This is a genomic window from Acidobacteriota bacterium, assembly GCA_016208495.1.
Classification (GTDB): domain Bacteria; phylum Acidobacteriota; class Blastocatellia; order Chloracidobacteriales; family Chloracidobacteriaceae; genus JACQXX01.
The window spans coordinates 34,163-54,114 of record JACQXX010000052.1 but is presented as its reverse complement, the minus strand read 5'-3'; the positions used below and the strand labels follow the sequence as shown (position 1 = coordinate 54,114).

7 protein-coding genes are annotated in these 19,952 nt (G+C 52.2%); 1 reads left to right on the top strand and 6 read right to left on the bottom strand.

Annotated features, from left to right (window positions below):
• Window positions 1–584: 584 nt before the first annotated feature.
• Window positions 585–4,037, top strand: coding sequence for a CHAT domain-containing protein (locus HY774_08780; protein MBI4748573.1), 3,453 nt, complete (start codon window positions 585–587; stop codon window positions 4,035–4,037).
• Here HY774_08780 and HY774_08775 read toward each other — a convergent pair.
• The 6 genes from HY774_08775 to HY774_08750 form a co-directional block, all read right to left on the bottom strand.
• A complete protein-coding gene (locus HY774_08775; protein MBI4748572.1) occupies window positions 4,021–6,165 on the bottom strand; it encodes an SWIM zinc finger family protein in 2,145 nt (714 codons plus the stop codon). The two genes, HY774_08780 and HY774_08775, sit on opposite strands and share 17 nt — an antisense overlap.
• 99 nt (window positions 6,166–6,264) lie before the next feature.
• Window positions 6,265–7,143 (bottom strand): hypothetical protein, encoded by an 879-nt coding sequence (locus tag HY774_08770; protein MBI4748571.1) that lies wholly within the window; start codon window positions 7,141–7,143, stop codon window positions 6,265–6,267.
• 413 nt (window positions 7,144–7,556) lie between these two features.
• Window positions 7,557–8,708 carry a VWA domain-containing protein gene (locus HY774_08765; GenBank protein MBI4748570.1) on the bottom strand — a complete coding sequence of 384 codons (1,152 nt, stop codon included), beginning with the start codon at window positions 8,706–8,708 and terminating at the stop codon, window positions 7,557–7,559.
• 124 nt (window positions 8,709–8,832) lie between these two features.
• Complete coding sequence (locus HY774_08760) at window positions 8,833–12,399, bottom strand: CHAT domain-containing protein (GenBank protein ID MBI4748569.1); 3,567 nt, start codon at window positions 12,397–12,399, stop codon at window positions 8,833–8,835.
• 125 nt (window positions 12,400–12,524) lie between these two features.
• A complete protein-coding gene (locus tag HY774_08755) occupies window positions 12,525–16,226 on the bottom strand; it encodes a CHAT domain-containing protein (GenBank protein MBI4748568.1) in 3,702 nt (1,233 codons plus the stop codon).
• 214 nt (window positions 16,227–16,440) lie between these two features.
• A complete protein-coding gene (locus tag HY774_08750; protein MBI4748567.1) occupies window positions 16,441–19,758 on the bottom strand; it encodes a tetratricopeptide repeat protein in 3,318 nt (1,105 codons plus the stop codon).
• Between the last annotated feature and the right edge of the window lie 194 nt (window positions 19,759–19,952).

Here is a 19,952-nt window from a genome sequence, read left to right as displayed (position 1 = left end):
CTTCTTCAGATCATTGGGAGTTCATCCTTGGCGTGTTTTGAATGGTGAGTCGTTCGTGTTCATTATCACCAACGAAGCAAATCCTCAAAATTGGTCACGGCTCAAAAATTCATCTTCCTGGCGGGAAAAAGATTCCTTCTGTAAATTTTTCCGTGATGGGTTTTTTTGGAACAAGGTTGAAACCATGAGTTTCCAATTCATCGAATCCATCACGGAAAAATTTACAGAAAGAAAAGATTCGTCATTTTGTGAGCCGATTGGCTATGTTTTTCGTCTGTTTTGGAGTCGGTATTGGCCTTGCCGCTCTCGTTGCTTTCAATTCGGTGAAAATTGACGAGTGGAATTTCCATCAGGTGATTTCGGCTCAGAGTAACGCTTCAGGCGTGAGACCTGACGAGTGGGACGGAAGCAAAAATTTCTCGTCTGAGGACGATGCTCTAAACCTTTTTCTGAAAATCTATGGTTGACCTTCGCAACCAGTGTGTGCGACTTATTGTAGTTTCAAACCAGATTTGAAGCTCAGTTGAAACCGCTCAACTGAATCGCGAGAGACGTACTTTCAGGTTCTGAAGGAAGCGAGACCTATGGTTGTTTCAGGTGTCAAACTGCACGCCGGAGTTTATCTTGTCGGGGCGATACTGTTCCTGAGTGGGTTATTGAGTGTGCTACCCGAGGGTCTTGTCCAGGAACAGCCCTCACCGTCATCATCTGGGGAGAATCCATCTTCAAGAGTTTTTCAAATCCCGCGTCCTGGCGAAATCCTTGAGCAAAAACTCAACGGCGGCGAGTCCCACACCTATCACTTCACTGCAAATGCCGACGAGTACGTGAAACTTGTGGTCGAGCAAAAAGGCATTGATGTCATTGTGCGGCTGAGTGATTCAAGTGGTACGTTGCTCCGAGAAGTAGATAGCCCCAATGGCAATGCGGGGCCCGAGCCGCTGTCATTTGTCCTGGCCAGGGCTGGCATATACCGACTTGAAATTGCTTCGGTTGAAAAAGTGTCATCAGCCGGTACATATGAATTGAACATCAAACTTTTACGGGCAGCTACCGCCGAAAACCTGGTTGAATCTGAGGTCGAAACCCTGCTGGAGAAAGCCGGCAAATTACGCCAGGCCGGGAAATTCACGGAAAGCATGGCGTTGGCTTCGCAGGCCGTTGAAAAAAGTGAGCAGACCTTCGGCGCCGACCATCCGCTGGTGGCCGACAGTCTTTTCACCCAGGCCAGAATTTTTCAAGCTCAAGGGAATTACCCGCAGACCGAAGCGGCGTTCCAACGGGCACTGGCCATTCGGGAAAAGGTGGTTGGCCCTGAATCGCTCGAAGTCGCCCGATGCCTGAGCGACTTAGGCAATTTGTACCGGACAAAAGGTGAGTTCTCAAAAGCTGAAGATCTGCTGGTGCGGTCCTTAACAATAAAAAAGACGCTCTGTGGGAATGACCACACCGAGGTGGCCAATAGCCTGAATAATCTGGGGGTGCTGTATTACAATAAGGGCGATTATTTGGCTGCCGAATCATTGTACCTGCAGGCAGTCGCCATCTGGGAAAAAATTGGGTCACAGTATTCCGATCTGGCAGCCACCCTCAATAATTTGGGGGCCCTCTATTACAGCCAAAGTGATTACCCAAAGGCGGAACCCCTGTATCAACGATCACTGGCCATTCGCGAGAAGGTATTTGGGGAGATTCACCTTGCTGTCGCTGAGAGCCTCAACAATTTAGCTGGGGTGTATCGTAACCGGGGCGATTATGCCCAGGCTGAACCCCTCTTACAGCGGGCACTGGCGATTCGGGAGAAAATGCTGGGGCCAAATCATCCCGATCTGGCAAACAATCTCAACAATCTGGCTGCGGTCTATCGTGACCAGGGCAATTTCGCAAAAGCGGAGCCGCTGTATCAACAGGCCCTGGCCATTCGCGAGAAGGTTCTGGGGCCGCACCATCCAGACGTTGCCACCAGTCTCAACAATCTGGGGGCTTTGTATCTGGTCAAGGGAGACGTCACGAAAGCCGAAGAATTTCATCAGCGGGCGCTGGCGATCCGGGAAAAGGTGTTTGGTGCTGATCACCCGATGGTGGCCACCAGTCTCAGTAACCTGGCCATGGTTAATTGGGCCAGAGGCACTTTCTCCAGGGCTCGGGAGTTGTATGAACGGGCACTGGCGATTCGAGCGAAGGTTTTTGGCGACCATCATCCCACATTGGCGTTGAACTTCAATAACCTGGCTGGGATCTATCAGGCTCAAGATCAAATCGCCCTGGCTCTGGCGGCTCAGATACGGACCAATGAACTCACCGAACAGGATTTTTTGCTCAACCTGGTGACTGGATCGGAACGTCAGAAATTACTGTATTTAAAAAAAACCGCTCATCACACCGACGACACGCTTTCGCTCAATATCAACCATGCCCCAACAGATCCTGAGGCCCTGCGGGCGGCTTTCATGATTATCCTGCGCCGCAAGGGGCGGGCGCTCGATGCCATGGCCAATAGCATTGAAGTGCTCAGACGGAGGGCGTCGCCGGAAGACCAAAAACTCCTGGATGAACTCACCTTGTCCAAACAACAGTTGGCAAAGTTTACCCTGCAGGGACCAGGGCGTGAGGGAGGCGAAGCCTACCAGGCCCGGCTCAAAGCCTTGACGGAACAAGCTGATCAGGCTGAAGCCAGCGTGAGCGCCCGGAGTACGAAATTTAAGGTACAAACCCAACCCATCACTTTAGAAGCCGTTCAGCAGGCGATTCCAAAAGATGGAGTACTGGTCGAATTTGCCAGTTACCGCCCTTTGAATGCGAAAGCCCAAAGGTTTGAGACCCCGCATTATGTGGCCTATGTGTTGAAGCCGGGTTCCGGGTCATCAACCCAAAGTGTGGAGCACAAAACTCCAAATCCTGAGATTCAATGGGTTGATTTAGGAGACGTGAAGACGATTGATAAGGCCGTAGCTGATTTTCTGGCCGTGTTACGCAACCCGGAAAGCCCACTTGGAACCCTTCGAAGTTTGAAACTGAGTTCTATCCCACAATCCAGGGCCGTGACGGTGAATGCACAGGCGCGATTGATGGATCAACTGGTCATGCAACCGGTTCGCCGGTTGGCTGGTCCGATCAAACATCTGTTGATTTCACCGGATGGGTCACTCAATCTGATTCCTTTTTCTGCCCTTGTGGATGAGCAGGGCAAGTATCTGGTTGAAAAGTACACGTTAACCTATTTGACCAGCGGGCGTGATTTGCTCCGGTTACAAACCAAACTTGAAAGCCAGTCGCCACCGCTGGTGCTCACAGACCCGGATTACGGTGAAGGCACTGGACCCCAACTCGGTGGGCAGGTGTTTCATTCCCTGACACGGTTGGCCAGTACGGCTCAGGAAGGGGCCAAAATTCAACAACTTTACCCAGAAACCATCTTAAAAAAGCGCAAGGAAGCCACCAAGCAGGCAATCTTGGGGCTGCAAAGTCCACAAATCCTTCACCTGGCAACACATGGCACATTTTTACCCGATGTTGTGACAGAGGAAGCCGTCACCTCTGAACCAGGGCTGCCGTTGAGACTCCTGGAACGAGAGGCTGATGGTAATCTGGAAAAAATTCGTGAGGCCAATCCTTTGCTGAGAGCCGCTCTGTTTTTTGCCGGAGCCAACGGCGGAACGGCTTCAAGCGGAGATTCCATTTTAACAGCACTGGAAACGGCGCAACTGAATTTATGGGGCACCAAACTGGTTGTTCTTTCAGCCTGTGAAACCGGCCTTGGGGAAGTCAAAAAAGGAGATGGTGTGTATGGATTGCGGCGTGCTTTGGTACTGGCCGGAAGTGAATCGCAAGTGATGAGCCTGTGGCAGGTTTCAGATGAAGGCACCAAAGAGCTGATGACCAATTTCTATCGCCGGTTGAAAGCTGGGGAAGGTCGGAGCGAAGCGCTGCAAAACACCCAACTGGAAATGGTGAAAAATCCAAAGTGGAGGCATCCGTTTTACTGGGCGGCGTTTATCCAATCAGGTGAGTGGAGGCCGCTCAACGAATCTCATTGAGGGGGCAGGGGGACAAAAACGATGGTGCCAGTCGCAACCTTCGCTCGGCTTCAAGGCAAAGCTGGCAAACATACCGTGCGTGCAGCATCGCGCCCGGACGTGTCGAGGATGTGTCCAGCAGTGGTCTGATGGTTGTGGTAACTGCTGTCATTCCAATATTTTCAAAATGTTTCGCCAGTGATGTAAGTGCTGTCTGATGCGATACAAGCAGGGTCGCACCGCCAGACTCAGCCATTGATTGGAGCGTGTCAGTGAGGGACTGCAGCCAGCCAGAGATCGGGGATTGAACGTCGTCTGCGATCTCAATTCCTGGTTCAACCTCGGTTTCCACTTCTGATTCAATGACGCTTCCTGGTTGTTTCTTCGGAAGGTTGCTGATCGGCTGGCTGGTGGTTTCGGTGAGCCCGAGATTGATGACGGTCGGAGCATCCCCATCCGGCATTCTGAGCAGCGAAACCGGAGCGAGCACCAGTTGGGAGCGGTGTAATTCCAGCCGCGCCACCACGCCCCAAATGGCATCCATCGCTGGCGATAGTGCTTCAAGCTGGTTGATTCGTGGTTGATCAAGCTTTCGGTAGGGTACCATCAGCGGAATCTCATCGCCTGTATCATCAAATAATTCCCAAAAAAGGGCTTGTTCGGTTTCATCAAACCAGCGTTGGCCCCAGCTTGCGGGCTGCACGACCACGAAGCCGGCATTTGGATTGGGTTCGGCCAGTCCCATTGGCCAGATGGTGGTGGCGTAGGCTCTGAGTTGATTCCAATTTGAAAACAACATTGACCCAAACTGCAATTCCCTGGGGCTGGTCATCTTTTTGAGAAAGGCTCGACTCTGTGAGCTGCCCGAAAGTCGGAATTGTGGGTTCCGACGGCTGCGGAAGAGCGCAAACCGATGCTGTGATACCTGGGCTGGATTGAGCATGCCTGACCAGGGGCCTTCCTGGAGATACCGGGCTTGCGGATCAAACCCAACTCCTTGAAAAACCGGACGGGCTTCGGACCAGGTGTGCCACTGGCGCGTGGAATTCTCCCAAAAGAGCACGGTTAACCCGGCATATCCTGACGGAGTTTCCCAGGCATATGCCCCAACTCCAATGAGATCCAACGTGCCAGCTTCGTGATAAACCGTTCGATGCTGGCCAATCAGGTCGCTTCGGGAGTGATGGTTATCCGTGTGAGTCAGTGCTCGACACAAGGCATGGGTTCGAGCCAGGATCAGAAAAAAGCGATGCAGGTCGGCACGGGCGTTGCGCTGGAGTTGTAGTCCAACTTCACTGGAAAGCGTTCGCAACCCAAGCGCCAGTCGTGGAAGATTGACCCCGGTGGCTGAGATGGCCAGTGTCGCCAGCCGTTGTTGGGTGGTTTCGGTCAAATGACACAGGCCGATGGCCACGATTTCTTCAAGGAGTTTCTGGGCAGCGTTCAGAATATCAGCCCGACTCCGTGGTGTTTCATTTGATTCTTTCAGCGCTTGTGATTCCGAGCCGGCTCCGTCGGGTGTTTTCCCATGCCGTTGTTGGAAGAGCAGCACGGCCAGAACCCGGTGAAAGCACACTTCGCGAGCTTTGCACGAACACAGCATTCCCATAAGACCCGACTGGGAAAAATACCGGCAGGTAACATTGAAATCAGGAATCTGAAAAACCATCGCCCCGCCCGTCGAAATTTCCAGCCTTGGGTTTGAAAGCAAGGCGCTCCGAGCCTGTTTCAGCGTGGTTTTCCCGGCCCAGCGAATGAGCGCCTCCAGAGAAACGGAAAGCAACTGGTCGGTGGCCGTCGCCAAATCATCTTTTACCACTTCATTTGTGGTTGTCGTGAGTGGTTGAACCGGGGCAACTTCATTGGCTGGAACTGATAACTCCTTGACCCACAAACAGGCCATCAGGATATGCCGACAAACGTCAACGGCGGGGCAGGAACAGCGGGCTTTCGGGGGCCCCTGTTCGGTCAAGGTCACGGTTGCTTCGGCGACCCGGAGTACCAGTTCCTGTTCAGTATCAGCCACAACTTCAGGCAGGACACCACTTTGCAAATCCTTGCGAGCCCGACGCACCAGTCCTTTGTTGGCGAGGGCTTCGAAGGCGGCGTCATCAAAAGCGGCAAGCTGGCGGTGAAGGCTGGAAAGCATAGTGAAGAATGAAGAATTGAGAATGAAGAAAAAACAGCCGCTCAAGTCCTCGCGGCAAACGACTGATGACTGACGGCTGACTACAAACTGGTATTGAATTCAATGAGTTTGCTCTCTTGCAAAATAAGAATAAAGTCCGGTGGCGCGCATTCGCCGTTGCTCTTGAATTGGGGAAGATTTGGATCGAGTCACGGCACCAACGGTTTTATTCGCATCAAGTAAAATTGCCTGGCCATTGTGGATGACATAGTCAAATTTGCCATAGTCAAAGCCGAGTTTGTGCCGCAGTTCGACAATTTCGGGGTGAGGTTCGATTTCTTCTTTGCCAGTTTGGGTTTTGCCATTGACCACTGGATGCTTTGAAAAACGCCGCATGCAATTCATCTGGTCGCCAAGAAACAGATAATTGCGGATGCAATACAGGTCTCCGTCGAATTCTGGCAGAAATTTTTCAACGACCAGTTCCGGAGAATTCCAAACCGCTTCTGGAACGGCGTGAAGGTTATCAAAAACCCTGTAATCCAGCGGCGAATCAATTCCTGAAGCTGAACCAGGATCCTGGAACCGATTGAGTCGTCGTTCGGGGAAACCACCATAGTTCAAATCAGATTTGACCATCACCGGGCCGGAGTATGTATTGCCAGAACGGACCAGGTTGGTGCTGATAACTGATTTGCGAATATCGTTCACTTCACCATTCAAGGTGAGGGGGTACCGCCGGCCAAATTCGATGTACTCATCGGGGACAACCGAAAGGTCAACGTGTAAAATCGCCAGATCCGCTGGTACAAATTTGTTCACGCCGAAAACAAATTTCACTCGATGGCCATCTGCTTCCCATATCTCTGCCAGATAGGCGATAACCCACTGAAACAGATCAGCCTTCCGATCATTTTCATGCATCAGGATCGCAATCGTTTTGCCGGAAGTACCAGACCAGAGCCACTTCATTTTTGAAAAAAATGGAAACTGCGGCATAAAATGAGTGAAGAATGAAGAATGAAGAGAGTGGTTAGTGGTTAGTGGTTAGTGGTTAGTGGTTAGAAATCAATATTTTCGAAGAAAAACCAAAAACTAAGAGGCCGGCACCACAGCAATTCTTTATTTGGAAATTGAGATCGAGTCAAGAGTCCTGCCTTTCGGCGGCCCAGCATCCCTTTAGACCAAATTTGGGAGACAACCCCGCCTGAAGGCGGAACTCTTGACTTTTTCTCGCTTGATTGAAGTCAATGAGTATTCCAATTCGGTATCCTTTTGGATTTGAAATTGGGAAAACATTCAAACAAAGAACTGCTGCAAGCACCAAGAACTAACCACTAATCACTAGCCACTAATCACTAGCCACTAACCACTAACCACTAGCCACTAACCACTAGCCGCTTTCTTCATTCTCAATTCTTCATTCGTTTGGCCAGCCATTCGGCCAGATGGGTGGGTGTCATGGCGGCGATGTGCATACCGGTTTCGGCTAACTGATTGGCCATTTCGTGGTCGTAAAACGGGTTGGCCTGTTCATCCAGCGAAGCCAGACCAAGTGTCAACACGCCAGCTTCCCGAAGTCGGCGACTGACGGCAAGCAACTCAGTTGGCGAAGCCCCTTCGGCAAAATCACTGACCAGAACCAGCACCGTTCGATGGGGAATGTCCACCAGTTGTTCACAGTAGTGGAGTGCCTGACCGATGTCGGTTCCGCCGCCAAGCTGGACACTCATCAGAGTTTCAACCGGGTCATCGGCGCGGTCAGTCAAATCAACCACCGACGTGTCAAACACGACCAGATGAACTTTTACGGCTGGGAGCCCAGCCAAAATTCCAGCCATGACGGCGCTGTGAATGACTGACCCAACCATGCTTCCGCTTTGATCAACGCACAAAATCACGGTCCAGGGCAAGTGTCGTTCAACGCGTGAGAAGAAGCGAACCTGTTGAATCAGCAGCTTTTTCCGCTCTGGATCATAGTGCTTGAGGTTGCGCCGGATGGTGCCTCGCCAGTCCAGGTTTTGAGCAATTTTGAGTGGGGAAGCCTGAAACCGATTGAGTTTCCCAAGCAGTTTCAACCGGATATCGGCCTCAAGCTTGCGTTTGATGTCTTCGATCACCTGCCGGACGATTTTGCGGGCGACCTCTAACACCTGACCTTTCATTTGACCGCGAAAGGTCAGAATCATTTTGAGCAGGTCCAGATTGGGTTCAAGTTTTTCCAACACCTGAGGGTCGGTGACCAGTTCGGTCAGGCCGTAGCGAGTAAGCGCGTGTTTTTCAATCAGTTCACAGGTGTCGTGCGGGAAGAGTTCGCGGACTTCGTTGAGCCACGTGGGGACGTTGAACTGGCTTGGATCAAGTGACCCGGCTGGTTTGGATTGAGTCGGAGCGGGTTGGCTTTCATCAGTCTGGCGAACACCACGTCCGGTGTATTCGCGTGAATAGAGATAATCGAGGGCCCGTTCGAGCCGGCTTTGGTGCTGATTCATCTGGCATGAAAGCTGGTCCTGGGAATAGCGCCCCAGGATCAATCGCCAGCGGTGGAGGGTTTGGTCATTCATAGTTGGGTTCCGGGTTCCGGGTTCCGGGTTCCGGGTTTGAAAAAGACGAACGGGGCAAAAAAAGACAGAAAGGACATAAATTCGAGAACCCTGAACCCTGAACCCCGAACCCCGAACCCCAAAATCACCTTTTCCCCTTCAGGTTGGCCCATTCGCCGGATTGAATGAACGAGGCCCAGTAGAAAGGGTGCTGGCGGCGTGGGGTTTTGAGCATCTTTAATTGCACGTTGCGCAAGGCTTCGGAGCGGCCTTCACCGGCTTTGAGCCGGGTATAGTAGTCTACCATCAACTCGCGCGTTCCCTGATCGGAAACCGGCCAGAGGCTCATCAGTTGAGCTTCACTTCCGGCCAGGACCAGCGCCCGGCGCAGGCCATAGACGCCATCGCCGTTTTTGACGTCGCCAAGTCCCGTGTCACAGGCAGAAAGTGTGACCAGTTTCGTGCCCCAGAGGTTGAGCTGGGCGGCTTCAAGTGCCGTCATCACGCCGTCGTTGTTCTCGTCGCCCCGCTGATTGGCCCCAGTAAAAAACAACCACGAGCGCAGAAGGGGATTGCTGGCCCTTAATTTTTCAACATCAAATTTTTGATTTTCCATCTGGGCAACGGCTGGGGTGTGATTGGCCGCCGACTCTTCTGTGGCGCTTTCCAGAAAATACCCGTGAGTGGCAATGTGGAGGAGTTCCGGCCTGCTGGTCTGTTTCAATTTGCTTTCCGTCGCGTCGGCTGTCATTTTCAAGTCGGCATCGGGAAAGATGTCTTTCAGTTGTTGTCCCTCAATTCGGGTGCCAGGAAGCCGTGTTAACCGACCAATCAGATATCCCCTCATCTGTGGTCCGACTCCGTCTCCATATTCTGGATCCGCCACCACGAGCGGGTGGTCTTTCGCCTCAATTTTTACTTCCAATCGAAGTAAATCCCGCCCGCTGGTTAAATACGTGATGGTGTAATTCTCCACCAAAAACTTTCCTCGCTCATCCAGGAGAGCTGCAAACGGAATCACATTCAACATTCCATCCGGTGAAATCAGCAAATGTCTGGTATTTCCGACCAGCTTCCGGACTGGCTTCATCACCAGCCTGTCGAGTGCCTGAGCCGCAGGTTTGATGTCAGTCATCAAGTTGACTTTGGGATTGCTCAATACCTTGCGCAAGGCTGACACTGCCTGTTCAATTGGGGCTGCTTCGCCTAAATCGGCCCACTGGACGTCACCCGCCTGATTCAAGGTATAGACGGCCAGCCGGGGGGATCCAACAATTTTTGTTTTGGAATCAGAACCCTGATAGTACGTGAATTCGACCAACACACCATCCGCCGGAATTTGTTTTTGAATGGTTTCCAGAGTGATAGATGTAACCTGGGCTTTGAATTCGGCGCTTTTGAGGCTGATTTCAGCTTCCAGTTTTTCTTTCTGGGTTTCTAACTCTTTCAGGTAGGCCAGATGATCTTCCGCTTTTTGGGTTCCTGGTCCTCTCAATGTCAACACCGAAATTTGGCCGACCAGGCTCGCAAAGTCATCCAGCAGTTTTTGAATCTCAGGTGTTTGGTGGTGTCTGAGTGTTTCAATCGTGGTCGTCATGGCATCCAGGGAACGACCTTTCCGACGCAGTACCACGGTCAGGGCCGCCTTCCTCGCCGCCAATGAGTGCGGTGCACTTTGCAGATGGAGTGAAATAGTTTGGTCAGTGTAATGCGTGGTTTGTTTGAGATAGAACGCTTTCTGAGTTTCGGAGCCCGCCGCAAGGTTGCGCCTCAGGTCTTGCTCACTGGTGTTGTTGCACCGAATTTGAAACTGAATGGCCTGTGCCATATCTCCTTTGGCACGAGCAAGGACCGCCTGATTGCTGAGGTTGAGGGCCACGTCCGGGTGATCAGGGCCAAGCCCTTTCTCACGGATGGCCAGTGCTCGCTGAAATAATGGTTCGGCCTGGGCATAGTCTCCTTTATCCAAGTTCACCGCCGCCAGGTTGTTGAGGCTTTCGGCCACATCCGGGTGGTCAGGGCCAAGTGCTTTCTCACGAATTGCCAACGACCGGCGGTACAGGGCTTCAGCCGTCTGGAAATCGCCTTTGGCTTTGGCGAGCGAGGCCAGGTTGTTGAGACTGTTGGCAACAAGCGGGTGGTCGGGACCAAATGCTTTTTTCCAGATGGCCAGGGAACGCTGATACAATGGTTCGGCCTTCTGGTAGTCACCTCGACGGTGGTGGAGCTGGGCCAGGTTATTGAGGCTAAAGGCCGTATCCGAATGGTCAGGACCCGGCACTTTCTCACGGATGGCCAGGGAACGCTGGAACAACGGTTCAGCCTTTTCGTCATCGCCTTTGTTGACGTAGAGTGCCGCCAGGTTATTGAGGCTATTGGCGACCGATGGGTGGGTGGCACCCCATACTTTTTCACGAATCGCCAGAGCCCGCGTATAGAGGCGTTCCGCCTGGGCGTAGTCACCCTTGGTGTCGTAAAGGAACGCCAGGGTGTTGAGGCTATCGGCAACCTGTGGATGATTCTCGCCCAGTACTTTTTCACGAATCGCCAGCGCCCGCGCATAGAGGCGTTCCGCCTGGGCATAGTCACCCTTTCCAGCATAAAGTGTCGCCAGATTGTTAAGGCTTTGGGCCGTTACCGGGTGGTCGGCTCCCAGCATGGTTTCAAAAATGGCCACTGCCCGCTGATAGAATGGCTCAGCCTGCCGGAAATCGCCTTTGGTTTGATAAAATGCAGCCAGATTATTGAGGTTGTAGGCGACATTGAGATGGTTGGGACCAAGTGTTTTCTCATAGATGGCCAGAGATCGCCGATAGAGGGGTTCAGCCTGCTGGTAATCGCCTTTTTCCTGGGAAAGCAGTGCCAGATTGTTGAGGATGGTGGCTGTCTCAAAGTGGTCAGGGCCAAATGCCTTTTCATAAATGGCCAGAGATCGCCGATAGAGGGGTTCGGCCTGCTGGTAATCGCCTTTTTCCTGGTAGAGTCGAGCCAGGTTGTTGAGGATCGTCGCCATTTGCGGGTGGTCAGGACCGAGTGCTTTTTCACAAATGGCCAGCGCACGCCGATACACAGGCTCGGCCTGCTGGTATTGACCTTTGGCATGGTAGAACAGAGCCAGGGTGTTGAGGCTTTCTTCCACAAGCGGGTGCTCCGGTCCCAGTTTTTTTTCACTCTGTTCCACTGCGTGTTGGGCGAGCGGCAATCCTTGATCGTATTTTCCAGCTTGCTGAAGTTTTTGAACTTCCGAGTTCAGGTTCTCGATCTCCACCACCGCCCGATCTTGCTCAGTGGCCGTTCTCAGGGTTTCCAGGTTCAGTTGGTACTCCCCAGCCTGGGCGGTTTTTTCCAGCGATTCAATTTCCAGTACAAATCTCCCCGCGGTTTCAGTGAGGTAGGAAAGTGGTTCTTGGCCCTGGGTACCATTGGGGCTGTCAACTTCTTGAACTACTTTTTCCTCCGGTCCAAGCAACCGCACCACGACATCAATTCCTTTTTGGTTGACGACCAGATTCAGATAATCATTGGCTTTAAGTTGGAGCAGATAGGTGTGTTTTTCGCCGCCTTTGAGCTGGCGCACAACTGATTTTCCGGGTTCCAACTGGTTCCTGCTTTGCGCCTCGGTCACAAAGGTCAAAAAAGGACCCGCTGCCAGCATCAGCACCAAAAAACAGATTAAACCCAGTCTTTTGTGCAATATGCGAGAATGTATCATTGTGATCTCCGGTGGTGGTTGGGAAAAGCAAGAACGGACGAAAAGGAGAACCCTGAACCCTGAACCCTGAACCCTGAACCCTGAACCCTGAACCCTGAACCCTGAACCCTGAACCCTGATTTGGCTCACCGTTTCCCCGCCAGAGTGGCCCATTCGCCGGATTGAATGAATGAGGCCCAGTAGAAAGGATGCTGGCGGCGTGGGGTTTTGAGCATTTTGAGTTGCACGTTGCGCAGGGCTTCGGAGCGGCCTTCACCAGCTTTGAGCCGGGTATAGTAGTCTACCATCAACTCGCGTGTGGCCTGGTCTGAGACTGACCAGAGACTTATCATTTGGGATTCACTGCCGGCCAGGACCAGGGCACGTCGTAACCCATAGACCCCGTCGCCGTTTTTGACGTCGCCAAGACCCGTGTCGCAGGCCGAGAGTGTGACCAGTTTGGTGCCCCACAGGTCGAGGGTGGTGGTTTCAAGGGCGGTCAGGATGCCGTCCTGGTTTTTACTTCCCGTGTGGTTGGCCCCGGCAAAGAAGAGATAGGAGCGCAGCAGCGGGTTTTCCGCCTGGATTTTCTCCAGGTCGGCTGAGGCATCATCCGATCTGAGCAGGTGTCGTGACGGCGCATCTGCCACTCGGTCAGGTTGGTCCCCGGCAAAAAAGAATCCGTGGGTTCCGATATGGACAAACTCAGGTCGGTGAACCTGAGTCAGGACAGCTTTGGTCGCCTGGTCACCCAGAAAAACCGAGGCGTCGGGAAAAATGGATTTGAGTTGCTGGGCTTCGGCTGCCGTCCCAATCAACCGGTCCAGCCGGGGAAACTGATGTCCAAAAATCTGTGGTCCATTTCCGTCGGCATAATCCGGATTCCCCATGATCAACGGCGGGTGTTCGTTTTTGATGCCGTTTTGGAGTCGGAGCAAGTCGCGTCCGCTGGTAAGATAGGTCAAGGTGTAGGTTTCCACCAGGAATTTTCTTTTTTCATCCATCAGCGCCGCAAAGGGAATCAAATTCAACATGCCGTCTGGCGAAATCAGCAGATGACGGCTCTTTCCCACCAGCGCCCGCACCGGCTTCATGATGAGTTTATCCAGCGCCTGGGCGGCTGGCGTGATGTCTTGGGCCAGGTCAGCCTTCGGTTTGCTGACCACCCGGCAAAAGGCTGACACCGCCTGTTCAATTGGTGTGGCTTCGCCTAAATCGGCCCACTTGATGTCGCCAAGGTGGTCCAGGGTATAGACCGCACATCGTGAAGCGCCCAGTTTTCTGGTCGTGGGGTTAAAAGGGAGGTAAAAAGCAAACTCAACCAGCATCCCATCGGCAGGAATTTGCGGCTGAATGTTTTCGAGGGTGATTGGGGTACCCTGAACTTGATACTCAGCACTTTTGGCACTGATTTGGGCTTCGAGTTTTTCTTTTTGGGCTTCGAGTTCTTTCAAGTAGGCCAGATGTTCATCCGGTTTCTGCTTTCCTGGTCCTTTCAACGTCAAAACTGAAATTTGATCAACCAGATTCGCCAGATCATCAAGCAATTTCTGAACTTCAGGTGTTTGTTGCTGCCGCAATGTTTCAATTGCCGAAGCCATGGCATCCAGTCCCCGGCCTTTGCGTCGCAGCAACACGGTGAACGCCGCCTGCCTGGCCTCAACAGATTGAGGCGCGGACTGCAGATGCAGGGAAAGGGTTTGATCGGTGAATGCGCTCGTTTTTTTGAGATAGAGAATTTTCTGGTTTTCAGATCCTGAGAGAAGGTTGCGGATCAAATCACGCTCGACGGCGTCATTGCCCCGAATCTGAAATTGAATCCCCTGTGCCATATCGCCTTTGTCTCGATAGAGTTTGGATAAATTGTTGAGGGTTTGGGCAACATCCGGATGATCCAGACCCAGGGTTTTTTCCCGAATGGCCAGCGCCCGCTGAAAGAGGGGTTCGGCCCTGGCATAATCGCCCCCGATTTGAGAGAGGACCGCCAAACTGTTGAGGACACTGGCCGGTTGTGGATGATCCGGGCCAAATGCTTTCTCCAAGATCGCCAGTGCCTGCTTGAAAAAGAATTCGGCTTTCTGGGTGTCACCTTTTCCGCGATAGACCCCGGCCAGGTTGTTGAAGGACTGAGCGACCTCTGGATGATCGGCACCGAGCACTTTCTCCTGGATGACCAGCGCCCGCTGAAGCAATGGTTCAGCTCGCTGGTAGTCGTCTTTGTTTGAATAGAGCACGCCCAGATTGTTGAGGCTTCGGGCTGTTTCCCGATGGTCAGGGCCAAGAACTTTTTCCTGAATGTCCAGCGCCTGTTGGAAAAGCGGTTCGGCTCGCTGGCGGTCGCCTTTATCCCAGTAGAGCGCCGCCAGGTTGTTGAGGCTCGTGGCAACCTCTGGGTGATTGGGACCAAGCGCTTTCTCCTGGATGGCCAGCGCCCGTTGGAAAAGCGGCTCGGCTCGCTGGTAGTCGCCTTTGGTGTTGTAAAGCAAACCCAGATTATTGAGGCAGAGGCCGACCTTCGGATGGTCAGGGCCCAGAGCTTTCTCCCAAATAGCTAACGCCCGCTGGTACAGGGACTCAGCCTGCCGGTAATCGCCTTTGTTCTGGTAGAGTGTGGCCAGATTGTTGAAGCTGAAAGCGACATTGGGATCGTTAGAGCCCAATGTTTTCTCCTGGATGGCCAGTGTCCGCTGGTACAGGGACTCAGCCTGCCGGTAATCGCCTTTGTCCCAGTAAAGGAGCGCCAGATTGTTGAGGCTGTTGGCGACATTGGGATGGTCAGGGCCCAGGACTTTCTCCTGGATGGCCAGCGATTGTTGATACAGGGTTTCGGCTTGTGAGTAGTCGCCTTTATTCGAGTAAAGCACAGCCAGATTGTTGAGGGTTTCGGCGACACTCAGGTGCTCAGGACCAAGCGATTTCTTTCGGATGGCCAGTGCCCGCTGGAGCAGTGGTTCGGCTCGTGCATAGTCGCCGGTTCTCTGGTAAAGGCTGCCGAGGTTATTGAGGCTGATGGCGACATTGGGGTGATCGGGACCAAGCGATTTCTCCCAGATGGCAAGTTCCCGCTGGAACAGTGGTTCGGCTCGCGGATAGTTGCCGGTTTTTTGGTAGAGACTGCCCAGATGGTTGAGGATGGTTGCCACCTGCAACTGGTCGGCCCCCAACGTTTTTTCCAAAATGGCCAGTGCCCGCAGGTACAGCGGTTCGGCCTGCTTGAACTTCGCCTGACCACTGTAGATCCGGGCCAGGACAAAGAGGCTCCCGACCAGAAGCGAATGCTCTGAATCCAAAGCGGTCTCGCTCTTTTCCACGGCTTGTTGGGCAAGTGGCAAGCTCTGATCAAGTTTTCCGGCTCGCCGAAGTGTGTCTGCTTCGGAAATCAGTTTTTCGATCTCTCTCCCGGCACGTTCCTGGCTGGTGGCAGGTCTCACCGCCTGCAATGTCAATTCATACCTGCCCGGTGAAGCTGTTTTTTTCAACGCCTCAATCTCCAACGTGTAGCTACCGGCTATGTCGGTGACACAGGAAAGCGGTTCTGCGCCTTGTGTGCCGTTTGGACCGTCCACCTCCTGCAATAGTTTTCCATCTGGTCCAACCAGTCGAACCGCCACATCAATCCCGCGTTGCTCCACGACCAGTTTTAGATAATCGTTGGCTTTGAGCTGCAGCGGGTACCGGTGTTTGTCGCCGCCTTTCAACTCGCGCACAACCGGTTTTCCAGGTTTCGGGGTTTTTGAAGGTTGAGCCGTCTGCGCCACCGTCACACCGATGAAAAAGGGATTCAGCAGTATCAGGGCCAAAAAACAATTGAAAGCCAGGCTGTGGCTCAAACGATGGGGATGCGTCATTGTGATCTCCAGTGGCGGTTGGGAAAAGCAAGAAAGGACGAAAAGGACTGAACGGACAAAAAGGGGCAAACACTCGAAAACCCTGAACCCTGAACCCTTTAGTGGTTAGTGGTTAGTGGTTAGTTCCTGGTTTCGAAAACCCTGAACCCTGAACCCTGAACCCTGAACCCTGAACCCTGACCCCTGAACCCTGAACCCTGAACCCTGGTTTGGCTCACCGTTTCCCTTCCAAACTGGCCCATTCGCCGGATTGAATGAACGAGGCCCAGTAGAAGGGGTGCTGACGGCGTGGGGTTTTGAGAAGTTTGAGTTGAACATTGCGCAGGGCTTCGGAGCGGCCTTCACCGGTTTTGAGCCGGGTGTAGTAATCAATCATCAGTTCCCGTGTTGCCTGATCGGAAACCGGCCAGAGGCTCATCAGTTGAGATTCACTGCCAGCCAGGACCAGGGCGCGTCGTAACCCATAGACACCATCGCCGTTTTTGACTTCGCCAAGCCCTGTGTCACAGGCGGAAAGCGTGACGAGTTTGGTACCCCAGAGGTTAAGCTGGGCGGCTTCAAGGGCCGTCATCACACCGTCGTTTTCTTCCGTACCGCCCTGGTTTGCACCCGCAAAAAACAGCAGGGAGCAGAGCAGGGGGTTGGCTTGCCGTTCTTTTTCGAAATAGTGAGACAGGTTAACAATATTCCTGGATGGGTGATCTGAGAGCGGATCTCTGGCTGATTGGGTGGTATTTTCCAGAAAATAGCCGTGGGTGGCAATATGGACCAGGCCAGGCCGCGAAACCTGTTTAACCACTTGCTCTGTGGCGTCAGACCGTGTCTTGAGGTTTGCATGCGGTAAGATCGCTTTGAGTTGTTCGCCTTCAGCACGAGTTCCAATGAGCCGAATCAGCCGACCGATGGTTTGGCCCATCATTTGAGGACCCGTGCCATCCATATAATCTGGATCAGCGACGATCAGCGGCGGTTGCTGACTCTCAATTTTCACCGCCAGTCGTAACAGGTCACGTCCACTGGTTAAATAGGTCAATGTATACTGCCTGGTTAAAAATTTCCCCTTGTCATCCATCAGCGCGGCAAATGGAATGACCTGCAATGCGCCATCTGGTGAAATCAGCAAGTGTTTTGCTTTTCCGATTAAGGCGAGTACTGGCTTTAAGACGAGCTGGTTCAGAGGTTTGGCCGCTGGGATGATATCTTTCACCAGATCAGTTTTTGGGTTACTCAAAACTTTGCGAAAGGCTGATATGGCTTCTTCAATTGGGGCGGCTTCGCCTAAATCCGCAAAATGGATCTTCCCTTGATGATTCAATACATAAACCACAAACCGAGGTGTTCCAGGCTTGTCAGTTTTTGGATCATAGGGGGTATAGACTGCAAACTCGGCCAAAACAGCGTTGAGTGGAATCTGTTTTTGAATGTTTTCCAGGGTAATGGGAGTGGTTTGTGCTTGAAATTCCAGGCTTTTGTGGCTGATCTCATTTTCCAGTTTTTCCCGCTCTTCATTGAGTAATTTCAGATAAGCCAGATGCTCTTCAAGTTTTCTCGTTTCAGGTCCACGCAAGGTCAGAATTGAGATTTGACCCGCCAGACGGGCATAGTCGTCCAGGAGTTTTTGAATTTCAGGCGTTTGTTGCCGGCGCAGGGTTTCAATCGCCGTTGTCAGCGCATCAAGGGCGCGACCTTTGCGCCGCACGACAACCGTCAGGGCGGCTCGCATTGCATCGGGTGACTGAGGTGCCGCCTGGAGGTGCAGCGAGAGGGTTTGGTTGGTGTAATGATCAGTTTTTTTCAGATATTGCGATTTTTGTTGTTCAGAGCCAGAGATGAGATTTCGGACCAGATCGCGTTCGGTGATGTCGTTGCTTTGGATTTGACATTGAATGGCTTGAGCGATCTGGCCCTGGATTTGATAGATTCCAGACAGGTTATTGAGACCAGAGGCAATATCTGGGTGATCGGTTTGATAGACCCGTTCAAAGATAGCCAGTGCCTGTTGCTGCTGGTGTTGAGCCTTTGCATATTCACCCTTCATTCGGTTGAGATTGGCAATGTGAGTGAGAGCCAGCGCCGTATCTGGGTGTTGCTGACCAACCGCTTTTTCCTGGATTTCCAGGGCACGCTGGTACAGCGATTCAGCCTGCGCATACTCACCTTTGTGCTCGGCTATCAACGCCAAATTGTTGAATCCCACGGCTATCGAAGGATGATCCATCCCCAATTTCTTCTCGCGGATTGCCTGAGATCGCAGCAGCAGTTGTTCCGCCTTTCCAAAATCCCCTTTGTCACGAAAGAGCAAGCCAAGATTATTCAGGCTGCGGGCAACAGCTATGTGATCAGGACCAAATACTTTTTCACGAATGGCCAAAGCGCGTTGGTGCAGTGATTCGGCTTTGGCCAGATTGCCCTGGTCCCGATACACCTCAGCCAAACCATTCAGGGCATTGGATGTTTCAGGATGTTCAGGGCCAAGTGCTTTTTCACGAGTCGTTAAAACTCGCTGATACAGCCCCTCTGCTTTGATATATTCGCTTTTGATGCGATGCAGAAACGCCAAATTTTGGAGTGTATCTGCCGTTGTTGGATGATCTGGACCGAACACTTTTTCCCGAATGGCCAATGTGTGCCGGAACAGACGTTCCGCGCTGGTGGTATCGCCCAGGTTGAAATACAGCTCAGCCAGATTGTTGAGACAAAAGATCGTGTTTTGATGTTCAGGCCCCAGTGTTTTCTCAAAAATATCTAAAGCGCGCTGAAGTTCCTCTTTGGCTTTGAGATACTCACCCCTGGCACCATAGAGGTTTGCCAGGTTATTGCGCATGGCCGCGATGTGAGGGTGGCCGAAGCCGATTGTTTTTTCACCAATTGCTATGGCGCGCAAATAGACTGGTTCGGCTTTCAGATACTCACCTTTGGCTTTATAGAACAAACCGAGATAGTTGAGGCTGTCAGCCAGCAGGGAATGGTCTGTGCCTAAGAGTTGTTCGCTCTTTTCCACTGCCTGTTGTGCGAGGAGCACTCCTTGATCATATTTTCCGGCTTGCCACAGTTGAGTCAATTCGTCATTCAGTTTTTTGATCTCGACTTCCGCACGGTCCTGTTCAGTGGCAGGTTTGATGGACTCTGATTTCAGTTCATAGATGCCGGCCTGGGCCGTTTTTTTCAGCGATTCAATCTCAAGTATATAGGTGCCGATGTGGTCAGTGATGTAGAAAAATGGCTCTTCACCCTGAGTGCCATTGGGGTTATTCACTTCCTGAACCACCTTCCCATCCGGCCCAATGAGCCGTACCACGACATCAATCCCTTTCTGGTTCACCACCAGTTTCAGGTAATCATTGGCTTTCAGCGAGATTGGATAGGTGTGTTTTTCGCCGCCTTTCAATTCGCGCACGACCAGTTTTCCAGGTTCCAACTGGTCAACATTTTGCCCCCTGGCCACAAAGATCAAAAAAGGACCCAGTACCAGTGCCATCACGAAAACCCAGTTCACCACCCAACTCTGGCTGACGTTGTGAGGACGTGTCATTTCCATAGCCTTTCAGATAAATATTTTCCTGGCAGCTATCCTATTGGAACCTCAGAAACCATTGAAGAATTTGGTTTTATTTTCTGTGTATTTCTGTGTATTCCGTGGTTTCTTATTCGGAAAATCTATACCTTTGGGGATACCTGGTAAAGACAAGAAAAGACGAAAAGGACAAAAGGACACAGACATGGAAC